Genomic DNA, 23,510 nt, shown 5'->3' with positions numbered 1-23,510 from the left:
CCGACTGCCGATCTTCTTGCTTGCGCCTATTTGCGCGCGCGCTCGCGTTGCCGCCGCACCGTGATCGGCTCCCCGCCGACACCCCAGTTGTCGGTATCGACTTCATCGATGATGACAAAGGTGGTTTCCGGATTCTTGTTCAGCACGCGCTGCAGCAGTTCGGTCGCGCCCTTGATCAGCTCGGCTTTCTGCTCCGACGTGACGTTTCCCTCACGGGTGATCTGAATATTGACGAATGGCATGATCGCTTTCCTTTTCAATGAATGATTACCAGGTGCCCGCCGAGGCGCCGCCGTCTACCGCGAGAATGGTGCCGGTCGTAAACGATGCGCCGGTCAGATACATTACCGCATCGACGATGTCCTGATCCTTGCCCATCGTATGCGTCGGATGCAAGCCTTTCAGAAAATCGTGCGTCTCCGGCGCATGCATCGGCGTATCGATGACGCCAGGCGCGACCGCGTTGACCATCACGTTGCTGGACGCCAGTTCAATCGCCAGCGCTCGCGTCGCCTGGTTCAGACCACCCTTGACGAGTACCGGCAGCAGCGCGCCGATCTTGGCGGTCGGCTGCATCGCGATGCTCGCCGTCACGTTGACGATGTGGCCGCTGCGATTGGCCGCCATCTGCGCACCGGCCAGTTGCGTCACGTACAGAAAGCCTTTCAGATTGGTGTCGAAAATACGGTCGACATCTTCCGGCGTGTAATCGGCAAACGGTTTCGGCAGGAAGATGCCGGCGTTGTTGACCAGAATGTCGACCTTGCCGAATTGCGCCATCGCGGTATCGAATACGCGCTTCGCCGTAGCCGGATCGCCGATGTCGCCATCGACCGGCACGAAACGCTCGCCCAGTTTTTCCGCGACTTCCTGCAGGCGGGGCAAGGTGCGCGCGTTACCGATCACATTGTCGCCACGCTTGACGTAAGCCTCGGCAATCGCGAGACCGATGCCGCTCGATGCTCCGGTGACGATGACTGTTCTAGCTGCCTTGTTGCTGTTCATGATCCATTCCTTTCGTTGTGTTTGACGAGGCTGGCATCACCAGCCGTTGTTTCGTTGCACGGGGGTTGTCTCCGCGCTTGACGATGGAATGGACTTTACTCATGCCGAATACGATGATAAATATATTAAATTACAAATCACTTGATACATTGTGTAATAAATGAAACGGCAATTCGATGATCTTCTGCTCGGCAGCATCGAGCTGTTTTGCCTAGCGGCCGAACTGGGCAGTTTTACCGCGGCGGCCACGGTGGCTGGCGTCACGCCGGCAGCCGTCAGCCGTTCGGTATCTCGGCTAGAGCAACGCCTCGGCGTGCGCCTGTTCGTGCGCACCACGCGCCAGATCCGGCTGACCGATGGCGGCCAGGCCTATTTCGCGCAATGCCGGCAGGCATTGACACAACTGGTCGATGCGGAGAATGAAGTCACCGGCCGGCAAACCGCGCCAGCAGGACATCTGCGCATCAGCCTGCCGGTACCGTATGCACACTACCGCGTGCTGCCACTGCTGCCGGAATTCCGCACGCGCTATCCGGACGTGACGATCGAAACCCACGTCAGCAACCGCAATATCGATTTCGTCGAGGAAGGCTACGACCTCGCCATCCGCGGGAGGTTGGTGGTCGATTCGAACATGATCGGCCGCAAGCTGGAAGACACACCGCTGGTCATCGTCGCCACACCCGACTATCTGGCGCGCGCCGGCACCCCGCGCACGCCGGCCGACCTGGCCGCGCACGACTGCATCCAGTTCGAACTGCCAAGCAGCGGCCGCGACATCCCGTGGCTGATCCGGCAGAACGGCATCGTCGAGGAGGTTGCAACACAAGGCCGTTATCGCACATCCGGCGACTACGTCAGCGCAGTCACGCTGGCGCGCAACGGTGCCGGGCTGTTCCAGACCTATCGCTTCATCGTCGAGGACGATCTGCGCTCCGGCGCGCTGGTCGAAGTGCTGCAACCCTACGCCGGCGGCACGCGCAGTTTTTCGCTGCTGTATCCGCATGGCCGTCATCTGCCGTTGCGCGCGCGCGCCTTTATCGACTTTCTGATCGAAAAACTCGCTGCATGAGTTTCACCGCCGTCGCAGTTCGCGGCGCGCGGCCTTGTAGTGCTGACACTACAAACAATCGCGGCCTCGCACGATAGTGCGATATGGCATGCCTCCCTATGATGGTTTCAGCCTATTCACAGGGAGATCTCATGAGCAGCTTCTTCGATCCATACGATCCTGACCGTCCATTGCATGTGGGTTGCAGCTGCGGCGGCCACGGCAGCCAGGCCGAACACGATGCCGCCGTCGCCACGCTGCGTGCGCGCAGCGAGACTGCAGAATTCGAACAGTATTCGAACGAATTCATCGAAGCCACGCTGATGAAGGCGCTGTTCCCGCAGGAAGCCACGCGCCGTGGATTCCTGTCTGCGGTCGGCCGCAGTACCGCCATGGCTGCCATCGCCAGCGTATTTCCGGTCGCCAGCCTGCAGGCGATGGCGCAGGAAAAGCAGGCAGCGCCGGAAAAAACGGATCTGAAAATCGGCTTCATTCCCATCACCTGCGCGACACCGTTGATCATGGCGCATCCGCTCGGCTTCTATAAACAGCAAGGCCTGAACGTGCAAGTCATCAAGACCGCGGGCTGGGCGCTGATCCGCGACAAGATGCTCAACAAGGAATACGACGCGACGCACTTCCTGTCGCCGATGCCGTTGGCAATTTCGCTCGGCGTCGGTGCGCAGGCAACGCCGATGAATGTAGCGACGATCCAGAACACCAACGGCCAGGCGATCACGCTGGCAATGAAGCACAAGGACAAGCGCGATCCCAGGATGTGGAAAGGATTCAGGTTCGCAGTGCCGTTCGAATATTCGATGCACAACTTCCTGCTGCGCTATTACGTGGCGGAAGCCGGTCTCGATCCGGACAAGGACATTCAGATCCGCGTGGTGCCGCCGCCGGAAATGGTCGCCAATCTGCGCGCCGGCAACATCGACGGTTATCTTGGGCCCGATCCGTTCAACCAGCGTGCCGTGTACGAGGAAGTCGGCTTCATCCATTTGCTGACAAAGGATCTGTGGAACGGCCATCCATGCTGCGCATTCGGCACGTCGGCCGAGTTCATCAGGCAAAACCCGAATACCTTTGCTGCACTGTATCGCGCGGTGCTGACCGCTTCCGCGATGGCACGCGATGCGAAGAACCGCGAACTGATTGCCAAGGTGATCTCGCCGCAGGCCTATCTGAATCAGCCGGAAACCGTTGTCGCGCAGGTGCTGACCGGCAAGTTCGCCGACGGTCTCGGCAATGTGATGAACGTACCGGATCGTGCCGACTTCGATCCCATTCCGTGGCAGAGCATGGCGGTGTGGATGCTGACGCAGATGAAACGCTGGGGTTACATCAAGGGTGACGTCGACTACAAACACATCGCAGAAAAGGTTTTCCTGCTGACCGATGCAAAAAAGCAGATGAAGGCAATTGGCCTGCCGGTACCGTCGGGCGACGGGTATCCGAAATTCACGATCATGGGCAAAACCTTCGATGCCGGCAAGGCCGATGCCTATGCCAAGAGCTTCGCGATCGGAAGGGCATGACATGGACACATCGCTGCTGAGCAAGTACCGTTCACCACTACTATCGCTAATGCTGTTCGCGCTGCTGGTCGGCATCTGGCAACTGGCCACGCTCCCGAAACAGGCCGCAACACCGCAGCTGACCCCGGAACAGATCGAATACGCAAAGCTGATGGGCAAGGATCCGGCGCAGGCCACCGCTCCGGTCAAATCCGCCTTCCCGACTCCGGCCGATATGGGCCACACCCTCGTCGAACAGTTGCGCGATCCGTTCTACGACAACGGCCCGAACGACAAGGGCATCGGCATCCAGATCGCGCATTCGCTGTTGCGCGTCGCACTCGGTTTCGGCCTGGCGGCAATCGTCGCGGTTCCGCTCGGCTTTCTGATCGGCATGAGCCCGCTGGTCTATCGCGTGCTCGATCCGTTCATCCAGCTGCTGAAGCCGATTTCGCCGCTGGCATGGATGCCAATCGCGCTGTACACGATCAAGGATGCGTCTCTATCCGGTATCTTCGTCATCTTCATCTGCTCGATCTGGCCGATGCTGATCAACACCGCGTTCGGCGTCGCCGGTGTGCGGCACGACTGGATCAACGTTGCACGCACACTGGAAGTCAAGCCGCTGCGCAAGGCATTCGAAGTGATCCTGCCAGCTGCCGCGCCGACGATCCTGACCGGCATGCGTATCAGCATGGGCATCGCCTGGCTGGTTATCGTCGCAGCCGAGATGCTGGTCGGCGGCACCGGCGTCGGCTACTTTGTGTGGAACGAATGGAACAATCTGTCGCTGACCAATGTGATCTTCGCGATCCTGATGATCGGCGTAATCGGCATGCTGCTCGATCTGATCTTTGCCACGGCACAGAAAGCGGTGACCTATGTCGACTGAAATCGTCAACGACAAATCCTTTCTGCGCGTCGAAGCGCTGGAGAAAACGTATCCGGGCGCATCCGAATCGGTATTCGACCAGATCAACTTCACGATCAACCGCGGCGAGTTCGTCTGCATCATCGGCCATTCCGGCTGCGGCAAGACGACAATCCTGAATACACTGGCCGGCCTCGAACGTGCCAGCGGCGGCCACGTCTTCATGAACGAGCGCGAAGTCATTGCCCCGGGACTGGAGCGCGGCGTCGTATTCCAGGGCCATGCACTGATGCCGTGGCTATCGGTACGCAAGAACATCGCCTTCGCCGTGCGAAGCAAGTGGCCTGACTGGCCTGCGGCCAAGGTGGATGAACATGTCGAAAAGTATGTCGCCCTGGTAGGCCTCAGCCAGGCAATCGACAAAAAGCCATCCGCGCTGTCCGGCGGCATGAAACAGCGTGTGGGCATCGCGCGCGCGTTCGCGATCGAGCCGAAGATGCTGCTACTGGACGAACCGTTCGGCGCGCTCGATGCGCTGACGCGCGGCACGATCCAGGACGAACTGCTACGCATCTGCGCCGAAACGCGGCAGACCGTCTTCATGATCACGCACGACGTCGACGAAGCGATCCTGCTGGCCGACCGCATCCTGCTGATGAGCAACGGTCCGCGTGCACGGGTGGCCGAAATCGTGCGCAACACAATGCCACGCGACCGCCAGCGCGCAACGCTGCATCACGATCCGCAGTACTACCGCATTCGCAATCATCTGGTGGATTTTCTGGTGGCGCGCTCGAAGACGCTTTCCGGTGGACGTGCTCCGACGCACCCGCCGGTGATCGAGCCCGGCCTCGCCGACGATAGAACGGAACCCGAGGCGGCATTACCAACAACGCCGGCGCCACTGCACCTGATTGCCTGATCTTTCATTCAACCACTTTCTCAACAGGAGTTTCACGTGAATCGCAACGACGTAACCGAAAAAATCATCTCCACAAAAGTATCGCAGGGCTTGAAATGGTCGGAGATTGCCGACAAGGTCGGCATGAGCAAAGAATGGGTCACCGCCGCCTGTTTCGGCCAGATGACGATGAATGCCGAACAGGCCGAGGCTGCCGCCAAACTGTTCGGCCTGAGCGACGAAGAGAAGAAATGGCTGATGGTCGTTCCCTACCGCGGCACACTGCCGACCGCCGTGCCGACCGATCCGACGATCTATCGTTTCTATGAACTGGTGCAGGTATACGGCACCACGTTCAAGGAACTGATTCACGAGGAATTCGGCGACGGTATCATGAGCGCAATCGACTTCAAGATGGACATGTCGCGCGAGAAGGACCCGAACGGCGATCGTGTGAAGATCACCATGAGTGGCAAGTATCTGCCGTACAAGATGTACTGAACGCCATCGCATCGGTTGCATAAACGCAACCGCATACCATGCAAGGCGCGCCGCAATGGCGCGCTTTTTTATTGAATGCCGCGCCATGCACGTTCACGCATGACGCCTCCTTCGGGCGGCAAAAACAGCACTGCCTAAAAAATGGGCAAACATTGCAAAACACCGGACTGCCTAAAATTCAGGCAGAACAATTTAACGAAATCTTAACACGATCGGCCGCAAACCCGCGCCAGCTCTCGCTCTCCGCGATTACGTACTATCCACAAAATTTTTACGTGGTATCCACAATTCACTTAACGCATTCGCGCGCGAATACGGGATATCCACAATCTGAATATCACATATTCCTGACTTGAAGCATAGCAACGAAGCGCGCGTTCTCTGATAGTGATGCCGTTGAAAAAGTAAACACACGGACTGCAAACCCGGCGAGGAAAAGACACCGGCTTTCCCGCAAACGATGCAGCCGAGAATGATCACATCGAATCAAGTGTTTATGGCAACGGGCGCACGGCACAGGTCGTGACGTGCAATTACATACTTGAGAGTTGAGAGAAGGCAAAATGAATCAAACCGCTTCCGCTACGCTGACTGCCGAAGTCAGCCGTCCGGCCTCTTACCGCTGGATGCAGTTGATCCTTGGTATCGTCGCCATGGCGATGATCGCCAACCTGCAGTACGGTTGGACCCTGTTCGTCGATCCTATTTCGCAAAAATACGGCTGGAGCCGTGCTGCCATTCAAGTGGCATTCACGATCTTCGTCATCACCGAAACCTGGCTCGTTCCTATCGAAGGCTGGTTCGTCGATAAATTCGGCCCGCGCCCTGTCGTCCTCGTCGGCGGCATCCTGTGCGGCCTCGGCTGGTTCATCAATTCGTTCGCCGATTCGCTGGCACTGTTCTACATTTCCGCCATCATCTGCGGCGTGGGTGCAGGCGCCGTCTACGGCACCTGCGTCGGCAATGCGCTGAAATGGTTCCCGGACCGTCGCGGCCTGGCTGCCGGCCTGACCGCTGCCGGTTTCGGCGCCGGTTCCGCTGCGACCATCATCCCGATCTCGTCGATGATCGCAAGCAAGGGCTATGAAGCCGCGTTCCTGTACTTCGGTATCGGCCAGGGCTTGATCGTCATCCTGATCGCACTGTTCCTGACCCGTGCTCCAGAGCACAAGAAAGGCGAAGCAAGCGCCGCCAAGGTGCAGCAGTCGAAAAACGAATTCAAGCCGAGCGAAGTTCTGCGTCAGCCTGTGTTCTGGATCATGTACCTGATGTTCGTGATGGTTGCGGCCGGCGGCCTGATGGCAACCGCGCAACTGGGTTCGATCGCGCACGACTTCAAGGTGTTCGACGTCAACTTCAACGTGTTCGGCATGGTGTTGCCTGCACTGACCTTCGCACTGGCAATCGACCGCGTGCTGAACGGCCTGACCCGTCCGTTCTTCGGCTGGATCTCCGACATGATCGGCCGCGAACCGACGATGTTCATCGCCTTCGCGATCGAAGCAGTCGGCATCCTGGCGCTGTACCACTGGGGTCACGATCCGATCGCGTTCGTGGTCCTGACCGGTATCGTGTTCTTCGCATGGGGCGAAATCTACTCGCTGTTCCCGTCGACCTGCGCGGATACCTTCGGCGCCAAGTTCGCAACCGCCAACTCCGGCCTGCTGTACACCGCTAAAGGCACGGCATCGCTGCTGGTTCCGATCTCCGCAGTGATCGCTTCGGCAACGGGCGGCTGGTACGCAGTATTCGTGCTGGCAAGTATCCTGAACGCTGCCGCTGCACTGATGGCATGGTTCGTGTTGAAGCCGATGCGTTCCAAGTTCATGAGCAAGAACTGATCGGTTTCCGTTCAGACAGTTTTTCAGACCGGCCTTCGCGCCGGTCTTTTTTTATCCGTCGTTCCGGCAATTCCGATAGTTCAAGCAGCTTTTGCGAGCATTCAGCACGGCTTGCCCTGCAACAGATTGCACAGCGCCGCCGTGACCGCATCCGGTTTCTCCAGCGCCGACAGATGGCCGCAATGCTCGACGATTGTCAGCGCCGCACGCGGAATCAGCGCTGCCATTTCCTCATGCACTTCCACCGGCGTGATGCGATCCTCGCGTCCGCACAGCACCAGTGCCGGGCAATCTATGTTCGCCAGACCGTCTCTGCTGTCGACGCGCGCCATGATCGCGTGCTGCTGACGCACGAAGGCATCGGGACCGACGGTGGCCGCCATATCCTCGACGCAGTCGACGATGCGACGTTCCTCCAGATGGGCGGGATAGAGCAGCTTCGGCATGAGTTCGCGCGGCACCGCAGGAAAATTCGTGCGCGCCAGCGTAATCAGCCGCTGGCGGTTTTCAGTCGCTTCCGGCGTATCCGGTCGCGCGCTGGTATCGAGCAACGCCAGCGCCGTCACCCGTTCGGGCGCCTGCCGCATGATTTCCAGCGCGACATAGCCGCCCATCGACAAGCCGGCCAGTGCGAACATGCCGGCCGGCACCTGTTCCAGCACGTCGGCGGCCAGACCCGCCATCGTGTCGCTGCGCGTCAGATCCGCTACCGACACGTTGGCGATATCGGCCAGTCCTTCGGCCTGCGCACGCCATAGCCGCGCATCATTCAACAGTCCCGGCAGCAGGATCAGGTTGGGCTTCATCAGATAAGACATCGCGCTCTCCTTCAGCCGGAGAATGGCCGACCGATCTTCCTGCATGGACAACCGCATCGGCCATGCGTTCCGCAATGTCCGAGCGATGCCGAAACCCGTCGCGGGCGCGGCAACTTCGGGTAGGATGGATGCACCCACAATGCCGCGGCCCGTCGGGGCGCCTCAACATGAACTATCAAGGAATCCGCGAAAAAACCTTCCTGACGCTGCTGATCGTATTCTCGATCGCTTTCGTCGTCATCCTGCTGCCGTTCTACGGCGCGGTATTCTGGTCCATCGTGCTGGCCATCCTGTTCGCACCGTTCTATCGCAAGATGCTGCACAAGATGCACAGGCGCGAAAACCTGGCTGCGCTGACGACGCTGCTGCTATGTCTGGTGGTGGTAATCCTGCCGCTGACGCTGATCTCGATTTCGCTAGTGCGAGAAGCCTCGGCCTTCTATGCAGAAATCCGCGGCGGACAGATCGATTTTGCCGGCTTCATCCAGAAGGGTTTCTCCGCGATGCCGGGCTGGCTGATCGGCATCCTCGATCGTTTCGGCATCGGCAACCTGACGGCGCTGCAGGCCAAGCTGGCCGCCGCCGCCATCCAGGGCAGCGAATTCTTCACGCGGCAGGCGATCAACATCGGCCAGAACACCTTCAATTTCCTGGTCGGCTTCACGATCATGCTGTACATCCTGTTCTTCCTGCTGCGCGACGGCGATCGTCTCGCTGCGCACATCCGGCAGGCCGCGCCGCTGAACCAGGAACACAAGCGACTGCTGTTCAACAACCTGACCGGCGCCATTCGTGCAACCGTCAAGGGCAACATCATCGTCGCTGCCGTGCAAGGCGCGCTCGGCGGCATCGCATTCTGGTTCCTCGGCGTAAAAGGGGCATTGCTGTGGGCCGTGATCATGGCCTTCCTGTCGCTGCTGCCGGCCGTAGGCGCAGCCATCATCTGGGTACCGGTCGCCATCTACTTCCTGCTGACCGGCTCGCTCTGGCAAGGCATCGTGCTGATTGCATTCGGCGTGCTGGTGATCGGACTGGTGGACAACATCCTGCGCCCCATCCTGGTCGGCAAGGATACGCAGATGCCGGATTACATCGTGCTGATTTCTACCGTCGGCGGCATGGCGCTGCTCGGCCTGAACGGCTTCGTCATCGGACCGGTGATCGCGGCAATGTTCATCACGCTGTGGCAGACCTTCTCGGCCGGCAACCAGAAGGACGAAGCGGAAAAACTGCACCGCCCTGACTGAATTCGCGAAGCCAACTTCGCATGATGCCTAGGGCGGCAGCGAGGTTGCCGGCGTACCGCCGTCGGCCAGATGCTCGGCGCCGTTACGCCTGCGTCGTTCGGCGCAGCGATTGCGCAGATACAGTACCTGCCCCAGTAACGCCGCCAGCAGCAGCAGGGTATTGGTCGCCGTGAAAACCGCATCGCCGACCGCAATGCTGTAAGCGACAAAGCCGGCCGATGCGCTGATCTGTCCGATGAACAGCCACGGCGACACACCCGCGCTGCTGCGGCTCTTCCACTGTTGCAGGACCTGTGCCGACACCGTCAGCAACAGGATGGCGGCGCTGCTCCAGCCGATGACATCGCCCATCGTGCTCTCCGAAAAATTCCGACACGGCTCTCGACGCTCTGCCGGCACTCTGCGAATCTACTAGCGCTCTGTGCAAGCGCATTCAGAAGATATCGCTATTGCGCTTGGTCGGTGTGCGCGTCAACGCACGTGCACGCCGCTGCAATTCACGCGCCTGCGCCACATCGATTGCATCCGGCGGATCGGGCAACGCTTCGCCATCGATCAGGTTATCCAGCCCCGAATTGCCGTCCACGTGACTCTGCTCGCCGCTTTCGTCGTGCCGGTCGTTGATGCCGCTGTTCTTCTTCGACATGATGATTTCCCGCCCCATTTCCCGCCTTTCCTGCACGCGCCCGGCGTAACCGTCGCGGTGGGAACGGCACGTGGACGCATTTGCATGCAGCCATCGCGCCGACGTTGTGCAGTGACAAGAAAGGAGATTACGCCGCACGCATCATGCGACGGCTTCCGTGCTGAGCTCTTCCTTGCGTTCCATCAGTTGCACGCCGAGGCCTTCCAGATCCAGCTTGGCTTTCTTCGCCTTCGGAAACATTTCGGTTTCTTCTTCCTTGACGTGATGATTGATGTATTCGTTCAAGACCTTGACGGTCGCGTCGTACATCGGATCGTCGCCGGCCATTTCGCGGATCTGCGCGATCAGGTCCTTGGCCGTCGCATGCTCGACTTCCGCTTCGTTGATCAGGTCCTCTGCATCACCGAACGCGGTGCGCGCGGCCGGATAGAAGATTTCCTCCTCGATCATGGTATGGATGGTCAGTTCCTCGCAGATCTGGTTGGCGATGTCTACCTTGCCGTCGACGTCGCCATGCTTGGCCAGCTTTTCAAATTCCTTGAAAAGCTTCTTCACTTTCTCGTGGTCTTCCATCAGCAGCGAAATTGCGTCGTTGCTGGCTGATTTGGCTGGCTTATGCGCTGATTTGGACGTCATGTCTGTCTCCTGAAGGTGGATTCGGTGAACCAGTGGGAAATGTATGCCGGCAGCTCGACCGCGCGTATCAGACATTGGCACCAACTCCTGTCGGAATACGGCTCATGTTTGCAGCGCGCCTCGCCGATGCGCAGCGTTATCGACCGACATGGGCCGAAGCGGGTTGCCGACATTCAACGGCGCCGCATAGGCCACTACACGGGCTTCCACATAGCGTGACAAACGCATCAACGACATGCCGCCGATCGGCAAACGCCATGGCAAACACCGGCAAATCTGCGACAATTTCGCCATGAATGCCCTGCCCTCAGGCGCCGACAACGCTGCGCCGCTGTTCCACACCGCCTTCTACAAATTCGTCCGTCTCGACGATCCCGACATGGTCGCCGCACGCCTGCGCGAACTGACTGCCGATTTGCTGGGCAGCATCCTGGTCGCCGAGGAAGGCATCAATGGCGTGCTGGCCGGCAACACAATGGCGCTCGATACGTTCGAACAGGCGCTGCAGCACGATCCCGCATTCGACGGCCGCTTCGCCGGCATCGCCTTCAAGCGCAGCGCCTGCACCACCGCGCCGTTCGCGCGGATGAAGGTGCATCGCAAACCGGAAATCGTGCAGCTCGGCGTGGACGACGTGGATGCGACGGCTGCCGGCGGCATCGACGTCAGTCCGCAACAATGGCGCGAATTGATCGCGCAGGACGACGTCGTCGTCATCGACAACCGCAACAGCTTCGAATACCAGCTCGGCCGCTTCCACCATGCGGTCGATCCCGGCGTCGACAACTTCCGCGACTTCCCCGCGTTCATCGAACAACATCTGCCGGAGTGGAAGGCGCAGGGCAAGCGCGTCGCAATGTACTGCACCGGCGGCATCCGCTGCGAGAAGACCAGTGTCTGGATGCGCGACATGGGCGTGCCGGTCTACCAGCTCGAAGGCGGCATCCTCAACTACTTCCTGCAGATGCCGGATGCAGACAAGGATTGGGAAGGCGAATGCTTTGTCTTCGACAACCGCGTCGCGCTCGATACGCACCTGCATGAAACCGCCACCACATCGGAAGACGTCTACGGCGGCCATCCGGAATGGGAATGGCGTCTGCAGCGCGCGCGCCGGCTAGAGGAAAGCGAATAGAAACATGGGGCGCCCGCTTCCCGCATGGCAGCCGCCAGCCATCGCCGGCGTCAGTCCGAGCAGCGTCGCGCTGCCGCCGGGGCCGTGGCGCACGATGGCGGATTTCTTCGCGCAGCGCTTCCCTGCCGTCCCTCATGACGACTGGGTCGCGCGCATGCAGCGCGGCGAAGTGCTCGATGCGCAGGGCAATCCGCTGCAGCCGCACGAACCCTATCGGCCGCTGGCGCGCGTCTTCTACTACCGCATGCTGGCGTTCGAGCCGCGCATCCCGTTCGAGATCGAAGTGCTGCATCAGGATGCGCAACTGATCGTCGCCGACAAACCGCACTTCCTGCCGGTGACGCCATCCGGCCGCTACGTGCAAGAAACGCTGCTGGTGCGCCTGAAGCGCCTGCTCGGTATCGACACACTGACGCCCATGCATCGCATCGATCGCGATACCGCGGGCCTCGTGCTGTTCACCGTGCAACCGTCGCATCGCAATCTTTATCAGACGCTGTTCCGCGATCGCAGCGTCGCGAAATGTTATGAAGCGATCGCGCCGTTCCGCGCCGAGCTGGTGCTGCCGTACGTGCATCGCAGCCGCCTCGTCGAAAGCGATGCCTTCATGCAGATGACGGAAATGCCCGGCGAGCCGAATGCGGAAACCCGCATCGCACTGCTGGAACGCAAAGACGGCTTCGCTCGCTACGCGCTGGAACCGGTAACCGGACAAAAGCATCAGTTGCGCGCGCACATGGCAGCGCTTGGAATACCGATCGTCAACGACCGCATCTACCCACATCTCCATCCGGACGAAGGCACACATCAGGATTACACGCGGCCGCTGCAATTGCTGGCAAAATCGGTGCGCTTCACCGATCCGGTGACCGGCGAGGCACGCGCATTCGAAAGTCGGCGCACGCTGTCGTTCTGACGACGGCACAAACATACAAGGAAGAACATGCTGGAAACGACGGGCCGGCTGCTATCCGGCGTCTTGTCAGCAATGGTGATGCCGCTGGCCGACTGGCTGGCAGAAAAGATCGCGAACCGCTTCGGCACGCAACATCCACCGCTGCAGCGTATCGCGATACAGATGCTGATGTACGGCATCGCCATCCTGCCGATGCTGAGCGTGGCCCTGCTGGCAATCGTCTTGCTCGGAGCCGGCATTCATCTGCTGACGAACATCGTCTCCTGAAACAAAAAAGCCCCGTTCGCAAACGGGGCTTTTTTTATCCGAAGTTTCAGGCCGCATGCCGCAAGGCAGCCGGCGCGGTGAACTCCGCCGGCGAACCGATCGCCTGCCGCCATATCGTATGCGCGTTGTCGTTGCTCCAGACGGCGAAGTGCAGCCGCGACAGGAAAATCGGATCGGCCAGCAACGCATTCTTCTGCGCATCGGCCAAGGCCGACGGGCCGCTCAGCAGCGCGGTCTGCACGAGGTTGGCGCGCATTTCCTGCGCCAGCAGCGAACGATGCGGATGCAGCTTGCCGGTCGCGCAGACCACGGCATTGAATACCGGCTCGACCACCGCCTGCACGAAATCCGCTTCCGCTGCCGCATCCTTCACGTAGCGCACCGTCTCCTGCAACTCGATCGGCGGCGTCGCCTCTTCCGGGATCAGGAACAGTTTCGCGCGCTTGAATTGCAGACCGTGCGACACGCGGCTCGAATAGATCGAGACCGGAATCGCCACCGCCAGCGAACCGCAGATCGGCAGCAGCCATGGCAGGAAGGCCGGGTTCAGCCAGAAGATCGCGCCGCCCCATGCCAGCCCCAGCAACGTCTGGTAACCGTGATAGCGAAACGCTTCGCCCGGCGTCGTCTCGGAATCCTCGCGCGACGGCGATTTCCAGCGCAATGCCCAGCCCATGAATGCCGCCACCACGAAGTGCGTGTGGAACAGCATGCGCACCGGCGCCAGCATCATCGAGAACAGCATTTCGATCAGCATGCTCATGACGACGCGGAAGCGTCCGCCGAATTCCTGCGCACCCTGGATGCACACCAACAGCACGCTGAGTATCTTCGGCAGGAACAGCAGTGTGGCGGTGGCGGTAAACAACGCCAGCGCCTTTTCCGGATGCCATTGCGGCCAGTTGGGGAATAGCTGCCACGGCTCGGTGAAGTAGGCCGGCTCGGTCAGCGTGTGCTGCGCCAGCAGCGCCGTGGACAGAATCAGGAACAGGAACCACAGCGGCGCCGACAGATAGGCCATCACGCCGGTGACGAACACCGCCCGATGCACGCTGTGCATGCCGCGCGCCATGAACAGCCGGAAGTTCATCAGGTTGCCTTGGCACCAGCGGCGGTCGCGCTTCAGTTCGTCCAGCAGATTCGGCGGCATCTCTTCGTACGAGCCGTCGAGATCGTAGGCGATCCAGACTTTCCAGCCGGCGCGCCGCATCATCGCCGCCTCGATGAAATCGTGCGACAGGATTTCGCCGGCGAACGGCCCCTTGCCCGGCAGCAGCGCCAGCGCGCAGTGTTCGATGAAGGGCTTCATGCGGATGATCGCGTTGTGGCCCCAGTAATGCGATTCGCCCAACTGCCAGTAATGCAGGCCGGCGGTGAACAGCGGGCCGTAGACACGCGTCGAGAATTGCTGGATGCGCGCATACAAGGTATCGCGGCCGGCCGCGCGCGGCGCGGTTTGGATAATGCCGGCGTCGGGATTGGCTTCCATCGCCTGCACCAGTTTCGTCAGGCAATCGCCGCTCATCACGCTGTCGGCATCGAGCACGATCATGTAGCGGTAATCCTTGCCCCAGCGGCGGCAGAAATCGTCGATGTTGCCGCTCTTGCGGCGCACGCGGCGCTGGCGGCGGCGATAGAAGATGCGGCCGAAGCCACCCACTGCATTGCATAGCCGCGTCCAGGCAGCGACTTCGGCGGCGGCCGTGTCGCTGTTGCCGGTATCGCTCAGCACGAAGAAATCGAAACGGTCGAGCTTGCCCGTCTTCTGCACCGATTCGTAGGTGGCACGCAGGCCGGCGAACACGCGCGTGACGTCTTCATTGCAGATCGGCATGACGATCGCGGTGCGCGCAGCCGGATCGATCGCGCCGCCGGTGACGGCCGTCTTCGAGATCAAGTAGGCATCGCGGCCGGTAGCCAGCAGCAGGAAGCCGGTCATCGCCGTCCAGAAGCCGGCAGATACCCAGCAGAACAGCAAGGCAAACAGCGCGAGCATCGAGATTTCCAGCGGCGTCGTGCCCTGGTACGGCAATACACGGCTCATATAGAAGGTCGCCAAACCCGTCTGTCCCAGCATCAGGAACAGCAGCACCAGCCGGCGCAAGCCGCCGCGTGCCGGATGCGCCGGTTCGGGTGCGGCTTCGCCGGCTTCCCACGGCGCGGGCGATTTGCCGCGGCCGAACGTGTGTTTGCACCAGCGCACCAGCGGATTCAGCGCACCCCACGGTTCCGGCACCATCGATGCACGGTGGATGGGCGGCGCGACCTTCAGCTGATGCGGCAGCGGCAGTTGCGGTAATGCGGATGAGGACGACGGCAGCGCAGTCGTGTCGTCGCAGGCCCATGCGTCGTCCTGTTCGATCGCGGTCTGCGCGCGAGCGGCAATCGAACCGAATGCCGGATTCACCGTCTCGGCATCATCGCCGGCCAGAATGCGATGCAGGATCGCCATCGCTTCGCGCGTCGTGGCGGCCGGCTGCGCGGCAAGTTGTGCTTCGAGTTGGGATTCGATCTCGCTGCGCTGCGCCAGCGGCAGCGACAGATGATCCAGATACTGCCGGCAAGCGGCCGGCGCCATGCGTGTCGCTTCCATCATTCCGCCGGCAGGATGTAACTCCACGTTTCGGAAAGCGTGGCGTTGTCATTTTGCAGGAAGCCACGCATCTCGACCGGCTTGCTTTCGTCGACGCGCTTGACGCGTACCGCGGCGCGCCAGCCGCCGGTGGCTTCATTCGGATAGGCGGCCGATTCCAGAATCTGGCCGTTCGCATCGGCCGACACGCGGATATCCACCTTGGCATCGCGCGGCAGCTTCTTGAAGACCGGGCCGTCGAAGTCGACATACAGCGCGACGCTGCCATCCGGCTTGCGCGGCACGCCCTGGCCGCGGCGTGTCTGCGTCACCCACGACAGCGGCGGCAGTTGCTGCGACTGCTTGCCCCATGATGCACGGTACTCAAAGTCGATCGGTTGACCCGGCTTGGGCAGGCGATCCGGCACCCAGAAGGCGACGATGTTGTCGTTCATCTCGTCCGGCGTCGGAATCTGTATCAGCTCGACGCGGCCCGAACCCCATTTGCCGATCGGCTCGATCCACGCACTCGGATGCGTTTCGTATCGCGTGCGCAGATCTTCGTAGCTGCTCTGGCGGTCGTCGCGCTGCACCAGGCCGAAACCGGTCGGATTGCTGAGCGAGTACGACGTGACCAGCAGGCGCTTCGGATTGACCAGCGGACGCCAGATCCATTCGCCGGTACCGGAAGCGATCGACAGGCCGTCGGAGTCGTGCACTTCAGGGCGATAATCCTCGACCGGGGCGCGCTGGTTCTCGCCGAAGTAATACATGCTGGTCATCGGCGCGATGCCGAGCTTGGTCACGTTCTCGCGCAGATACAGCTGCGATTTCACTTCGGTGATCGTTTGCTCGCCCGGCTTGACAATGAAGCGATAGGCGCCGGTCGCACGCTTCGAATCGAGCAGCGCATAAATCGTCAACTGCTTGCTCTTCGTTCCGGGACGCTCGATCCAGAATTCGGTAAAGCGCGGAAATTCCTCGCCGGAATTCAGTGCGGTATCGATTGCCAAGCCGCGAGCCGACACGCCGTACGCCTGGTTCTTGCCGACTGCACGCAGATAGCTGGCGCCGAGGAACACCAGGAACTCGTCCTTGCTCTTGGCCGTATTCAGCGGGTACTGCACGCTGAAACCGGCAAAACCGAGGTGACGCAAATCCTGCGCCGTCGTCTTCAGGCCGCCGTAATCGAAGGAGCGCGGATCGAAAGGAATCGCACGCGCACGGCCGCCGACCAGTTCGTTGATGCGCACCGGCGTGTCGTACTGACGTCCCTGATGGAAGAAGGTCAGCTCGAACGGCAGCTTGCGATCGTGCCAGTAAGCCTTTTCGGGCTTGAAATGGATCGCCTTGTACTGGTCGTAACTGAGATTGGCCAGCAGCGGCGAGAGATTCTTCTTCGGCTCCTTGTAGGCGCTTTCAGAGAGTTGTTTCGCCTTTTTGGCGACGGTATTGAAATCGAATGCGAGGGAAGGAATGCAGGGAAGAAGCGCCAGCGCGAAAACGAGCGCTTGTCGACGTACTTGTCGACGCGCTTGTCGACAGAATCGTACCGGGTTTAAAACATTCAAGAACATGGTTTCCAATCAAAGCACATCACATGCCGACCGCAGGTGGCCTGCCGGTCGGTACGCAAGTCAGCGGCCGAAGCCGACGCGGAATTCTGGGAAGGCGGCGCCGATGCGCCGTGCCGTCCGATTATTCTGCCGACCGCAGCAACCGGATGTTGGCGGCCGGACAAGTATCGGATTTTACATTGACTCCCGCGACCCTTGCCGCCTCGCAATCCAGATAACGCAGGCGAAACGGCGGTTCGGGACACTGTCGAACAGGGGATGGATAGACACAGAGCGGAAAGGTTCCTTGCACACGCAAAAAGTTGCCCGTCCGCAGCACAAATTCTCTACGCCTGCCAGACGCCGTAGCCGGCTTCGCGCAGCGCAATACCGAGTTCCACTTCCATCTCGCAGGCAGCGGCATACGGCATCGGGTTATAGATCGCATAGAGTTCGGGCAGCAGGCGCAAGCCGTACTGTTCGACGAACCGATTGCCCTGGATGCCCGCCTTGTGCCGATCGAAACGCAGATCGGGATCGAGCCCCGTCATGCCGACATAGACGCACGGCTTGCCGCGCACATAGTCCGGATTGGCCTTGCGAAAGCGCGGTTCGTACCAGACATCGGACGCCAGTTCGACGACGTAGACATGATGGTGATGGCGGCGCGGCATGCAGTGAGTGCGACGATTATGGTGGCAGGACGACAGCCGGCAGCATAGCACCGCATCGCTGCCAGCCGCCCGCCCGCGCCGTTTGACGCTATGCTGTCGGAATTTTTCGGGCGATGCCCTCCTCCATGCTCATGCCGACCGCTCCCGCCACCAACCGCCATCTGCGCATCGACGCGCTGCGCGGCCTCGCCGTCTTCGGCATCCTGCTGGTCAACATCTGGTCCTTCGTCTGGGGATTCGAACCGCTGCGCTACGGCGTGCTGCCGGCCGATGCGACGCTGGCCGACATCCTGTCGGTAGCCTTCGTCGCCTTCTTCGCCGAGCAGAAGTTCTACCCGATCTTCGCTTTCCTGTTCGGCGCGGGCTTCGCACTGGTGACGCAGTCGACGAAGCGGCGCACCGGCAGCTGGGGCGATGCGAAGCGGCTATATCGCCGACGCTTGCAATGGCTGCTGGGCTGCGGCGTGCTGCACGGCACGCTGATCTGGTTCGGCGACATCCTGACGCTATACGCCATCGCCGGCTTCTGGGTCTTGCTGGGACTGGTCGGTGCGCGGCTGCGGACGGTGACGGCATCGTTGCGCAACTGGGCGCTGGTGTTCGGCTTGCTGCTGCTGACGGGTTTCTTTCTCAACCTGTGGCTGCTGAACGGCAATGAACTGCAGGCGCAGGGCCGTGCCATGTATGACAGCGTCCAGGCTTCGCATCTCGTCTATACGCAGGGCACGCTGGCCGCGATCGCGTGGCAGCGCCTGAACGATTACGTGGCGGTCACGATGCAATCGATCCTGATCATTCCGCATGTCGCAATCCTGTTCCTGCTCGGCGTGCTGGCGGTACGGCTGCGCTGGCTGACGCAACCCGAGCGACATCGCACACTGTGGCGGCGCGTGCTGGCAATCGGCCTCGTGGTCGGCATTCCATTCAACCTGATGTGGGCGACGATGGTCCTGGGCGAAGCAATCGATCCGCTGCATCCGGCGCGTCTCGATTATTCGTTGTATTCGTGGCTGCCGGTCGGCGGGACGAGTCTGGCCGCGGCCTATGTCGCCGTCTTCATGCTGGCGGGCGACGGCATCATGCGCCACGTGCAGCATTGGCTGGCGCCGGTGGGACGCATGGCGTTGACCAATTACCTGATGCAGTCGCTATTGTGCGCGCTGCTGCTGCAAGGTGCGGGCTTTGGACTGGGAGCGACGCTGCCACCAGCCGGCTGGCTGGCAATCGCTGGCGCGATCATGCTGGTGCAACTGCTGTTGAGCCGCTGGTGGCTGTCGCATCATCCACAGGGCCCGGTGGAAAACTGGCATCGGCGCTGGATCGCACGCGATCCAGCCGCTCGATGACACACCTCATTGCACCGTTTGCGGCGGTGCCAGTTCCGACGATTTCGGCTGCGGCGGCATGTTCGTCACCGCCGCGCGCAACGCACGCAGCTTTTTCTTGACGATGCGCTCGTTCGTCACGCCGATGCGCATCATGATCTTCTGGCCGGCCGAGCGGCTTTCCAGATCGGGATCGGCGTACTGGTACAACACCTTGTTCTGCACCAGTTGCGGCGGCTCTTCCAGTTCAGGCGCTGCCAGCAGATCGTCGATCGCCATCACCAGCCTGTCGTTGAAATAACCATCCGGGTAGCCGAGTTCGACATATGCGCGCTGGAACAACGGATAGAACTGTTTGTAGACGCCGACCAGTTTCGCCGTATCCACACGCTGCACCAGTTCCACGTAACGCTCGTAACGTTGTGCATTCGACGGCGACAGACGCAGATCGCCGCCACTGCCCTCGACCTGCAGCCAGGAACCGGCAGGACGCACCGGCCACACTTTGGTCGAGACTTCTTGGCGCGGCAGGTTGTCGACCGTCGCGACAATGTGGCGAACCAGGCGATCCGGCAGGAAGATGAAGCGCCACAGTTCGCTGCCCGTCAACGCCTGCAGCGCCTGCGCCAGCTGACGATCGCTGTCATCGATCGCCGGCAGCGGTTGTTCGACCGGTGTTTCTTCGATCGGATGCTGGATCAGCGGCTGCTGCGGAACCGCCGGTGCCGGCGCTTCAACGACCGGCGGTTGCTCGACTGCGACCGGCGGCGGCAACGGCTCGACCGTCTCGCGCATATTGTGCTGCCACCAGAAATAACCGGCCGCCGCCAGCGCGACGACGACCACCAAACCGATTACTTTCTTCATTGCGACTACCCTCCTTGTCGGTATGCGAGTGCGCGCGGCATGCGAAGTTCCGCACGGAAAGTCATTTCAATGCAAATTGTTTACTGTCGTCCGATTGCGCCGCATGCGCAACTTGACCGATTAACAAGATGGATGACGAGACGAGATCAACGAACAAGACGGTAGATCGCGCCATCCGTTAAAGTCATCTAGCCGTCGTTCAGATGGCAGGCGGAAAAATGCTGCGGTGCGACTTCCCTCAGCAGCGGCTGCTCGACTCTGCAGCGCGGCATCGCATGCGGACAGCGCGGATGAAAATGACAACCCGACGGCGGATGCAATGGCGAAGGCATTTCGCCTTCGACTGCGCGGAAGTCGATTTTCTTCACTTTCAGCGTCGGCGCCGAGGCCAGCAAACCGATCGTGTACGGATGATTCGGATGCGCAAACAGTTCGTCGGCCGACGCCGATTCGACGATGCGGCCCAGATACATGATGACGACGCGATCCGAGATGTGACGCACGACGCCGAGATCGTGGCTGATGAACAAATAGGTCAGGTCGAGCTCATCGCGCAGGCGCATGAACAGATTCAGCACCTGCGCCTGAATGGAAACGTCGAGCGCTGCCACCGCTTCATCGCAAACCAGCAGTTCCGGCTTTACCGCGAGTGCACGCGCAATGCCGATGCGCGAACGCTGGCCGCCTGAGAACTGGTGCGGAAAGCGGCGCGCCAATGCCGCGTCGAGGCCGACGCGCTGCAGCAGTTCGGCTACGTATGCATTGCGCTGCGCACGCGGCACGATGCCGTGCGTAACCGGTGCTTCGCCGACGATGTCGTCCACGCGCAAGCGCGGATTCAGCGACGCATACGGGTCCTGAAAGATCATCTGCATCGCCAGTCGCAGTTTGCGTTGTTGCGAAGCGGGCATCGCATCGATGTCCGCGCCCTTCCACTGCCGCGTGCCGGACGACAGCGTGTGCAGGCCGATCGCCATGCGCCCCAGTGTCGATTTGCCGCAGCCGGATTCGCCGACCAGGCCGACCACTTCGCCGCGCCGGATATCGAGCGATACGCGATCAACCGCATGCACAACTTCTTCCGGCTTGCCTGCGCCGAACACGCGCGCGACGCGGTCGATCGCATCGGCCGGTTTCACGAAACGCTTGCTGACATCGTGCAGCGCAAGCAGCGGTGTTTCGTTGTCGGGCAATACGCGTTCAGACATACGCGCCTCCTTCGTCGAAGATCGGATGGAAGCAGCGCAATGTGTGGCCATCGATCGTCTCGAACGGCGGATCGGTGGCGCAGATCTCGGTCGCGCGATCGCAGCGCGTACGGAAGGCACAGCCGGACGGCAGATTCAGCAGCGACGGCGTCGCACCCGGAATCTGCTTCAGCGGTTCGCCGCGCCGGCTGTTCGACGGCGACGACGCGATCAGTCCATGCGTATAAGGATGGCGCGGCGCCTGCAGCACGTCGCGTACGCTGCCGGATTCGACGATGCGACCGGCGTACATCACGGCCACCGTATCGGCCAGCCCGGCGACGACCGACAGATCGTGCGTGATCCAGATCAGCGCCGTGCCCGATTCGCGGCACAGCGTCTGCATCTCATGCAGGATCTGGCCCTGTATCGTCACGTCGAGCGCGGTGGTCGGCTCGTCACAGATGATCAGATCGGGCTTGTTCAGCAATGCGATCGCGATCGCCACGCGCTGGCGCATGCCACCGGAGAACTGGTGCGGATACGCGAGCAGCCGCTTGTCCGGCGACGCGATGCCGACGCGCGCCAATGTCTCGCGCGCCAGTGCGCGTGCGACGGTAACGCTGACGTCTTCATGCGCACGCACCGCCTCGATCATCTGTGTATCGATGCGCAGCACCGGATTCAGCGTCATCATCGGGTCCTGGAAGATCATCGCGATGTCGTTGCCGCGCAATTGCCGCATCTCTTCTTCCGATGCCTGCAGCAGATCGCGTCCGTTCAGCAGCACGCTGCCGCCGACGATCTTCGCCGGCGCATCGAGCAGCCGCATCAGCGAATATGCGGTCATCGACTTGCCGGACCCGGATTCGCCGACCAGCCCCATGATCTCGCCGGGCCGTACCGAGAACGACACGTCGTCCACCGCCTTCGCGGTGCCGGCGCGCGTGGCGATGTGCGTGCTCAGATGGCGCACGTCGAGGACCGGTTGTGTCGAATGGATCGTCATTGTGTCTGCAGACGCGGATTCAGCACGTCGCGCAATTGATCGGCTACGAGGTTGATCGCCACTACGGTGACGACCAGCGCGATGCCGGGAAACAGGCTGATCCAGTAGCGGCCGGACAGCAGATATTCAAAGCCGTTGGCGATCAGCAGACCCAGCGACGGTTCCGTCACCGGCAGGCCGAGACCGAGGAAGGACAATGTCGCTTCCAGCGAAATCGCCGACGCGATCTGCAGCGCGGCAATCGCGATTACCGGCGGCAGACAGTTCGGCAGCAGATGGCGGAATGCGATGCGCAGTGGCGACAGGCCGAGGCCGCGCGCCGCCTCGATATATTCCTTCTGTCGCTCGACCAGTGCTGCACCGCGTGCGGTGCGCGCGTAATAGGCCCATTGCACGGCGATCAGCGCGACGATGATCTTGCCTGTGCCAGGCCCCATCAATGCGAGCAGAATCAGCGCAACCAGAATCGGCGGAAACGCCAGCTGCAGATCGGCGATACGCATGATGAAGGCATCGACGCGCCCACCCGCATAGCCGGCGATCAGGCCAAGCGCGAGGCCGATCGCCAGCGCGACGACGGTGCTGGCGACGCCGACCGTCACCGAGATGCGCAAGCCGTACAGGATGGCGGACAACATGTCGCGGCCCTGTTCGTCGGTGCCGAGTAGATAGGTTCTCGGTCCATGCGCAATGTTCACCGATGCATTCGTCGATACGCTTGCCGATGCATGCGCGCCCGGCGGCAGGCGCGCATCGAGGATGTCGACCTGCGACAGGTCGTAGGGATTCTGCGGCGCCAACCACGGCGCGAAAACGGCAGCCAGCACGATCACGATCAGCAGTACCGAACCGAACAGCGCGATGCGGCTGGCGAGATAGTTGCGCAGGAAACGCTGAAGCGGTGATTCAGGCGTTTCAGGTACTTCCGGCGTCTCGGGCAAACGCTGTGCGATCGTCTCTTCCAT

At 61.2% G+C, this 23,510-nt stretch carries 25 protein-coding genes; 11 read left to right on the top strand and 14 right to left on the bottom strand.

The genetic code is table 11. The annotated features are described in order from the left end of the window. Positions 1–26 precede the first annotated feature (26 nt). Complete coding sequence (locus ACO1VH_RS13880; RefSeq protein ID WP_486245056.1) at positions 27–242, bottom strand: tautomerase family protein; 216 nt, start codon at positions 240–242, stop codon at positions 27–29. A 25-nt stretch (positions 243–267) separates the two neighbouring features. After that, positions 268–1,005: an SDR family NAD(P)-dependent oxidoreductase gene (locus tag ACO1VH_RS13875; RefSeq protein WP_486245055.1), complete on the bottom strand. Its 738-nt coding sequence runs from the start codon at positions 1,003–1,005 to the stop codon at positions 268–270. Positions 1,006–1,165: 160 nt separating this feature from the next. Between ACO1VH_RS13875 and ACO1VH_RS13870 the strand changes: the two genes are divergently transcribed. The 6 genes from ACO1VH_RS13870 (at position 1,166) to oxlT (ending at position 7,690) form a co-directional block, all read left to right on the top strand. After that, positions 1,166–2,077, top strand: a complete 912-nt coding sequence (locus ACO1VH_RS13870) for a LysR family transcriptional regulator (RefSeq protein ID WP_486245054.1) — start codon at positions 1,166–1,168, stop codon at positions 2,075–2,077. Positions 2,078–2,208: 131 nt separating this feature from the next. Beyond that, entirely contained in the window at positions 2,209–3,597 is a 1,389-nt protein-coding gene (locus ACO1VH_RS13865) for a CmpA/NrtA family ABC transporter substrate-binding protein (protein WP_486245053.1), read from the top strand. A gap of 1 nt (position 3,598) precedes the next feature. Then, positions 3,599–4,468 carry a nitrate ABC transporter permease gene (ntrB, locus tag ACO1VH_RS13860; RefSeq protein WP_486245052.1) on the top strand — a complete coding sequence of 290 codons (870 nt, stop codon included), beginning with the start codon at positions 3,599–3,601 and terminating at the stop codon, positions 4,466–4,468. Next, positions 4,458–5,369: an ABC transporter ATP-binding protein gene (locus ACO1VH_RS13855; RefSeq protein WP_486245051.1), complete on the top strand. Its 912-nt coding sequence runs from the start codon at positions 4,458–4,460 to the stop codon at positions 5,367–5,369. The genes ntrB and ACO1VH_RS13855 overlap by 11 nt, the downstream gene beginning before the upstream one ends. Positions 5,370–5,405: 36 nt before the next feature. After that, a complete protein-coding gene (gene cynS / locus ACO1VH_RS13850) occupies positions 5,406–5,849 on the top strand; it encodes a cyanase (protein WP_486245050.1) in 444 nt (147 codons plus the stop codon). Positions 5,850–6,412: 563 nt separating this feature from the next. Further along, positions 6,413–7,690 carry an oxalate/formate MFS antiporter gene (gene oxlT, locus ACO1VH_RS13845; protein ID WP_486245049.1) on the top strand — a complete coding sequence of 426 codons (1,278 nt, stop codon included), beginning with the start codon at positions 6,413–6,415 and terminating at the stop codon, positions 7,688–7,690. Between the two features lie 101 nt (positions 7,691–7,791). Here oxlT and ACO1VH_RS13840 read toward each other — a convergent pair whose 3' ends face one another. After that, positions 7,792–8,508, bottom strand: coding sequence for an alpha/beta fold hydrolase (locus tag ACO1VH_RS13840; RefSeq protein WP_486245048.1), 717 nt, complete (start codon positions 8,506–8,508; stop codon positions 7,792–7,794). Positions 8,509–8,675: 167 nt separating this feature from the next. Here ACO1VH_RS13840 and ACO1VH_RS13835 point away from each other — a divergent pair, with 167 nt between their 5' ends. Then, entirely contained in the window at positions 8,676–9,755 is a 1,080-nt protein-coding gene (locus ACO1VH_RS13835) for an AI-2E family transporter (RefSeq protein ID WP_486245047.1), read from the top strand. Between the two features lie 27 nt (positions 9,756–9,782). Here ACO1VH_RS13835 and ACO1VH_RS13830 read toward each other — a convergent pair whose 3' ends face one another. From ACO1VH_RS13830 to ACO1VH_RS13815, 4 genes are all read right to left on the bottom strand, one after another. Next, a complete protein-coding gene (locus ACO1VH_RS13830) occupies positions 9,783–10,106 on the bottom strand; it encodes a hypothetical protein (RefSeq protein WP_486245046.1) in 324 nt (107 codons plus the stop codon). 82 nt (positions 10,107–10,188) lie between these two features. Continuing rightward, positions 10,189–10,401 (bottom strand): hypothetical protein, encoded by a 213-nt coding sequence (locus tag ACO1VH_RS13825; protein WP_486245045.1) that lies wholly within the window; start codon positions 10,399–10,401, stop codon positions 10,189–10,191. A gap of 141 nt (positions 10,402–10,542) precedes the next feature. Then, positions 10,543–11,037, bottom strand: coding sequence for a hemerythrin domain-containing protein (locus ACO1VH_RS13820; RefSeq protein ID WP_486245044.1), 495 nt, complete (start codon positions 11,035–11,037; stop codon positions 10,543–10,545). 102 nt (positions 11,038–11,139) lie between these two features. Next, positions 11,140–11,331 carry a hypothetical protein gene (locus ACO1VH_RS13815; RefSeq protein ID WP_486245043.1) on the bottom strand — a complete coding sequence of 64 codons (192 nt, stop codon included), beginning with the start codon at positions 11,329–11,331 and terminating at the stop codon, positions 11,140–11,142. Here ACO1VH_RS13815 and trhO point away from each other — a divergent pair. The 3 genes from trhO to ACO1VH_RS13800 are packed head-to-tail and all read left to right on the top strand — an operon-like array spanning position 11,330 to position 13,355. Further along, entirely contained in the window at positions 11,330–12,172 is an 843-nt protein-coding gene (trhO, locus tag ACO1VH_RS13810) for an oxygen-dependent tRNA uridine(34) hydroxylase TrhO (RefSeq protein WP_486245042.1), read from the top strand. The genes ACO1VH_RS13815 and trhO overlap by 2 nt on opposite strands. Before the next feature lie 4 nt (positions 12,173–12,176). After that, positions 12,177–13,088 (top strand): pseudouridine synthase, encoded by a 912-nt coding sequence (locus tag ACO1VH_RS13805; RefSeq protein WP_486245041.1) that lies wholly within the window; start codon positions 12,177–12,179, stop codon positions 13,086–13,088. A gap of 27 nt (positions 13,089–13,115) precedes the next feature. Then, positions 13,116–13,355 (top strand): hypothetical protein, encoded by a 240-nt coding sequence (locus tag ACO1VH_RS13800; protein ID WP_486245040.1) that lies wholly within the window; start codon positions 13,116–13,118, stop codon positions 13,353–13,355. 46 nt (positions 13,356–13,401) lie between these two features. Here the strand turns inward: ACO1VH_RS13800 and mdoH are convergent, their stop codons facing one another. The 3 genes from mdoH to ACO1VH_RS13785 all read right to left on the bottom strand — a co-directional run bounded on the left by mdoH (position 13,402) and on the right by ACO1VH_RS13785 (position 18,157). After that, complete coding sequence (mdoH, locus tag ACO1VH_RS13795; protein WP_486245039.1) at positions 13,402–15,933, bottom strand: glucans biosynthesis glucosyltransferase MdoH; 2,532 nt, start codon at positions 15,931–15,933, stop codon at positions 13,402–13,404. Positions 15,934–15,947: 14 nt separating this feature from the next. After that, positions 15,948–17,504: a glucan biosynthesis protein G gene (locus ACO1VH_RS13790; protein WP_486245038.1), complete on the bottom strand. Its 1,557-nt coding sequence runs from the start codon at positions 17,502–17,504 to the stop codon at positions 15,948–15,950. A gap of 326 nt (positions 17,505–17,830) precedes the next feature. Beyond that, positions 17,831–18,157, bottom strand: a complete 327-nt coding sequence (locus ACO1VH_RS13785; protein ID WP_486245037.1) for a hypothetical protein — start codon at positions 18,155–18,157, stop codon at positions 17,831–17,833. A gap of 131 nt (positions 18,158–18,288) precedes the next feature. Between ACO1VH_RS13785 and ACO1VH_RS13780 the strand changes: the two genes are divergently transcribed. Beyond that, positions 18,289–19,503, top strand: a complete 1,215-nt coding sequence (locus ACO1VH_RS13780; protein WP_486245036.1) for a DUF418 domain-containing protein — start codon at positions 18,289–18,291, stop codon at positions 19,501–19,503. A 6-nt stretch (positions 19,504–19,509) separates the two neighbouring features. Here the strand turns inward: ACO1VH_RS13780 and ACO1VH_RS13775 are convergent, their stop codons facing one another. From ACO1VH_RS13775 to ACO1VH_RS13760, 4 genes are all read right to left on the bottom strand, one after another. After that, positions 19,510–20,349 (bottom strand): DUF3014 domain-containing protein, encoded by an 840-nt coding sequence (locus tag ACO1VH_RS13775; protein ID WP_486245035.1) that lies wholly within the window; start codon positions 20,347–20,349, stop codon positions 19,510–19,512. 188 nt (positions 20,350–20,537) lie between these two features. After that, a complete protein-coding gene (locus ACO1VH_RS13770) occupies positions 20,538–21,557 on the bottom strand; it encodes an ABC transporter ATP-binding protein (RefSeq protein ID WP_486245034.1) in 1,020 nt (339 codons plus the stop codon). After that, entirely contained in the window at positions 21,550–22,545 is a 996-nt protein-coding gene (locus ACO1VH_RS13765) for an ABC transporter ATP-binding protein (protein ID WP_486245033.1), read from the bottom strand. The genes ACO1VH_RS13770 and ACO1VH_RS13765 overlap by 8 nt, the downstream gene beginning before the upstream one ends. Then, positions 22,542–23,510, bottom strand: coding sequence for an ABC transporter permease (locus ACO1VH_RS13760; RefSeq protein WP_486245032.1), 969 nt, complete (start codon positions 23,508–23,510; stop codon positions 22,542–22,544). The genes ACO1VH_RS13765 and ACO1VH_RS13760 overlap by 4 nt, the downstream gene beginning before the upstream one ends.

The sequence above is a fragment of the Oxalicibacterium sp. genome, from assembly GCF_057353965.1.
Note: the sequence above shows the minus strand (reverse complement) of the source record. Positions and strands in the feature narration are given on the sequence as shown.

Bases quoted from the DNA above. Each gene is read 5' to 3' on its own strand.
- ACO1VH_RS13800 (WP_486245040.1), top strand. From the start codon at position 13,116: ATGCTGGAAACGACGGGCCGGCTGCTATCCGGCGTCTTGTCAGCAATG.
- ACO1VH_RS13780 (WP_486245036.1), top strand. From the start codon at position 18,289: ATGCCGACCGCTCCCGCCACCAACCGCCATCTGCGCATCGACGCGCTG.
- trhO (WP_486245042.1), top strand. From the start codon at position 11,330: ATGAATGCCCTGCCCTCAGGCGCCGACAACGCTGCGCCGCTGTTCCAC.
- oxlT (WP_486245049.1), top strand. From the start codon at position 6,413: ATGAATCAAACCGCTTCCGCTACGCTGACTGCCGAAGTCAGCCGTCCG.
- ACO1VH_RS13820 (WP_486245044.1), bottom strand. From the start codon at position 11,037: ATGACGTCCAAATCAGCGCATAAGCCAGCCAAATCAGCCAGCAACGAC.
- ACO1VH_RS13805 (WP_486245041.1), top strand. From the start codon at position 12,177: ATGGGGCGCCCGCTTCCCGCATGGCAGCCGCCAGCCATCGCCGGCGTC.
- ACO1VH_RS13770 (WP_486245034.1), bottom strand. From the start codon at position 21,557: ATGTCTGAACGCGTATTGCCCGACAACGAAACACCGCTGCTTGCGCTG.
- ACO1VH_RS13760 (WP_486245032.1), bottom strand. From the start codon at position 23,510: ATGGAAGAGACGATCGCACAGCGTTTGCCCGAGACGCCGGAAGTACCT.
- ACO1VH_RS13840 (WP_486245048.1), bottom strand. From the start codon at position 8,508: ATGTCTTATCTGATGAAGCCCAACCTGATCCTGCTGCCGGGACTGTTG.
- ACO1VH_RS13785 (WP_486245037.1), bottom strand. From the start codon at position 18,157: ATGCCGCGCCGCCATCACCATCATGTCTACGTCGTCGAACTGGCGTCC.
- ACO1VH_RS13765 (WP_486245033.1), bottom strand. From the start codon at position 22,545: ATGACGATCCATTCGACACAACCGGTCCTCGACGTGCGCCATCTGAGC.
- ACO1VH_RS13880 (WP_486245056.1), bottom strand. From the start codon at position 242: ATGCCATTCGTCAATATTCAGATCACCCGTGAGGGAAACGTCACGTCG.
- ACO1VH_RS13825 (WP_486245045.1), bottom strand. From the start codon at position 10,401: ATGTCGAAGAAGAACAGCGGCATCAACGACCGGCACGACGAAAGCGGC.
- ntrB (WP_486245052.1), top strand. From the start codon at position 3,599: ATGGACACATCGCTGCTGAGCAAGTACCGTTCACCACTACTATCGCTA.
- ACO1VH_RS13790 (WP_486245038.1), bottom strand. From the start codon at position 17,504: ATGTTCTTGAATGTTTTAAACCCGGTACGATTCTGTCGACAAGCGCGT.
- ACO1VH_RS13815 (WP_486245043.1), bottom strand. From the start codon at position 11,331: ATGGCGAAATTGTCGCAGATTTGCCGGTGTTTGCCATGGCGTTTGCCG.
- ACO1VH_RS13865 (WP_486245053.1), top strand. From the start codon at position 2,209: ATGAGCAGCTTCTTCGATCCATACGATCCTGACCGTCCATTGCATGTG.
- ACO1VH_RS13870 (WP_486245054.1), top strand. From the start codon at position 1,166: ATGAAACGGCAATTCGATGATCTTCTGCTCGGCAGCATCGAGCTGTTT.
- ACO1VH_RS13875 (WP_486245055.1), bottom strand. From the start codon at position 1,005: ATGAACAGCAACAAGGCAGCTAGAACAGTCATCGTCACCGGAGCATCG.
- ACO1VH_RS13830 (WP_486245046.1), bottom strand. From the start codon at position 10,106: ATGGGCGATGTCATCGGCTGGAGCAGCGCCGCCATCCTGTTGCTGACG.
- ACO1VH_RS13775 (WP_486245035.1), bottom strand. From the start codon at position 20,349: ATGAAGAAAGTAATCGGTTTGGTGGTCGTCGTCGCGCTGGCGGCGGCC.
- mdoH (WP_486245039.1), bottom strand. From the start codon at position 15,933: ATGGCGCCGGCCGCTTGCCGGCAGTATCTGGATCATCTGTCGCTGCCG.
- ACO1VH_RS13855 (WP_486245051.1), top strand. From the start codon at position 4,458: ATGTCGACTGAAATCGTCAACGACAAATCCTTTCTGCGCGTCGAAGCG.
- ACO1VH_RS13835 (WP_486245047.1), top strand. From the start codon at position 8,676: ATGAACTATCAAGGAATCCGCGAAAAAACCTTCCTGACGCTGCTGATC.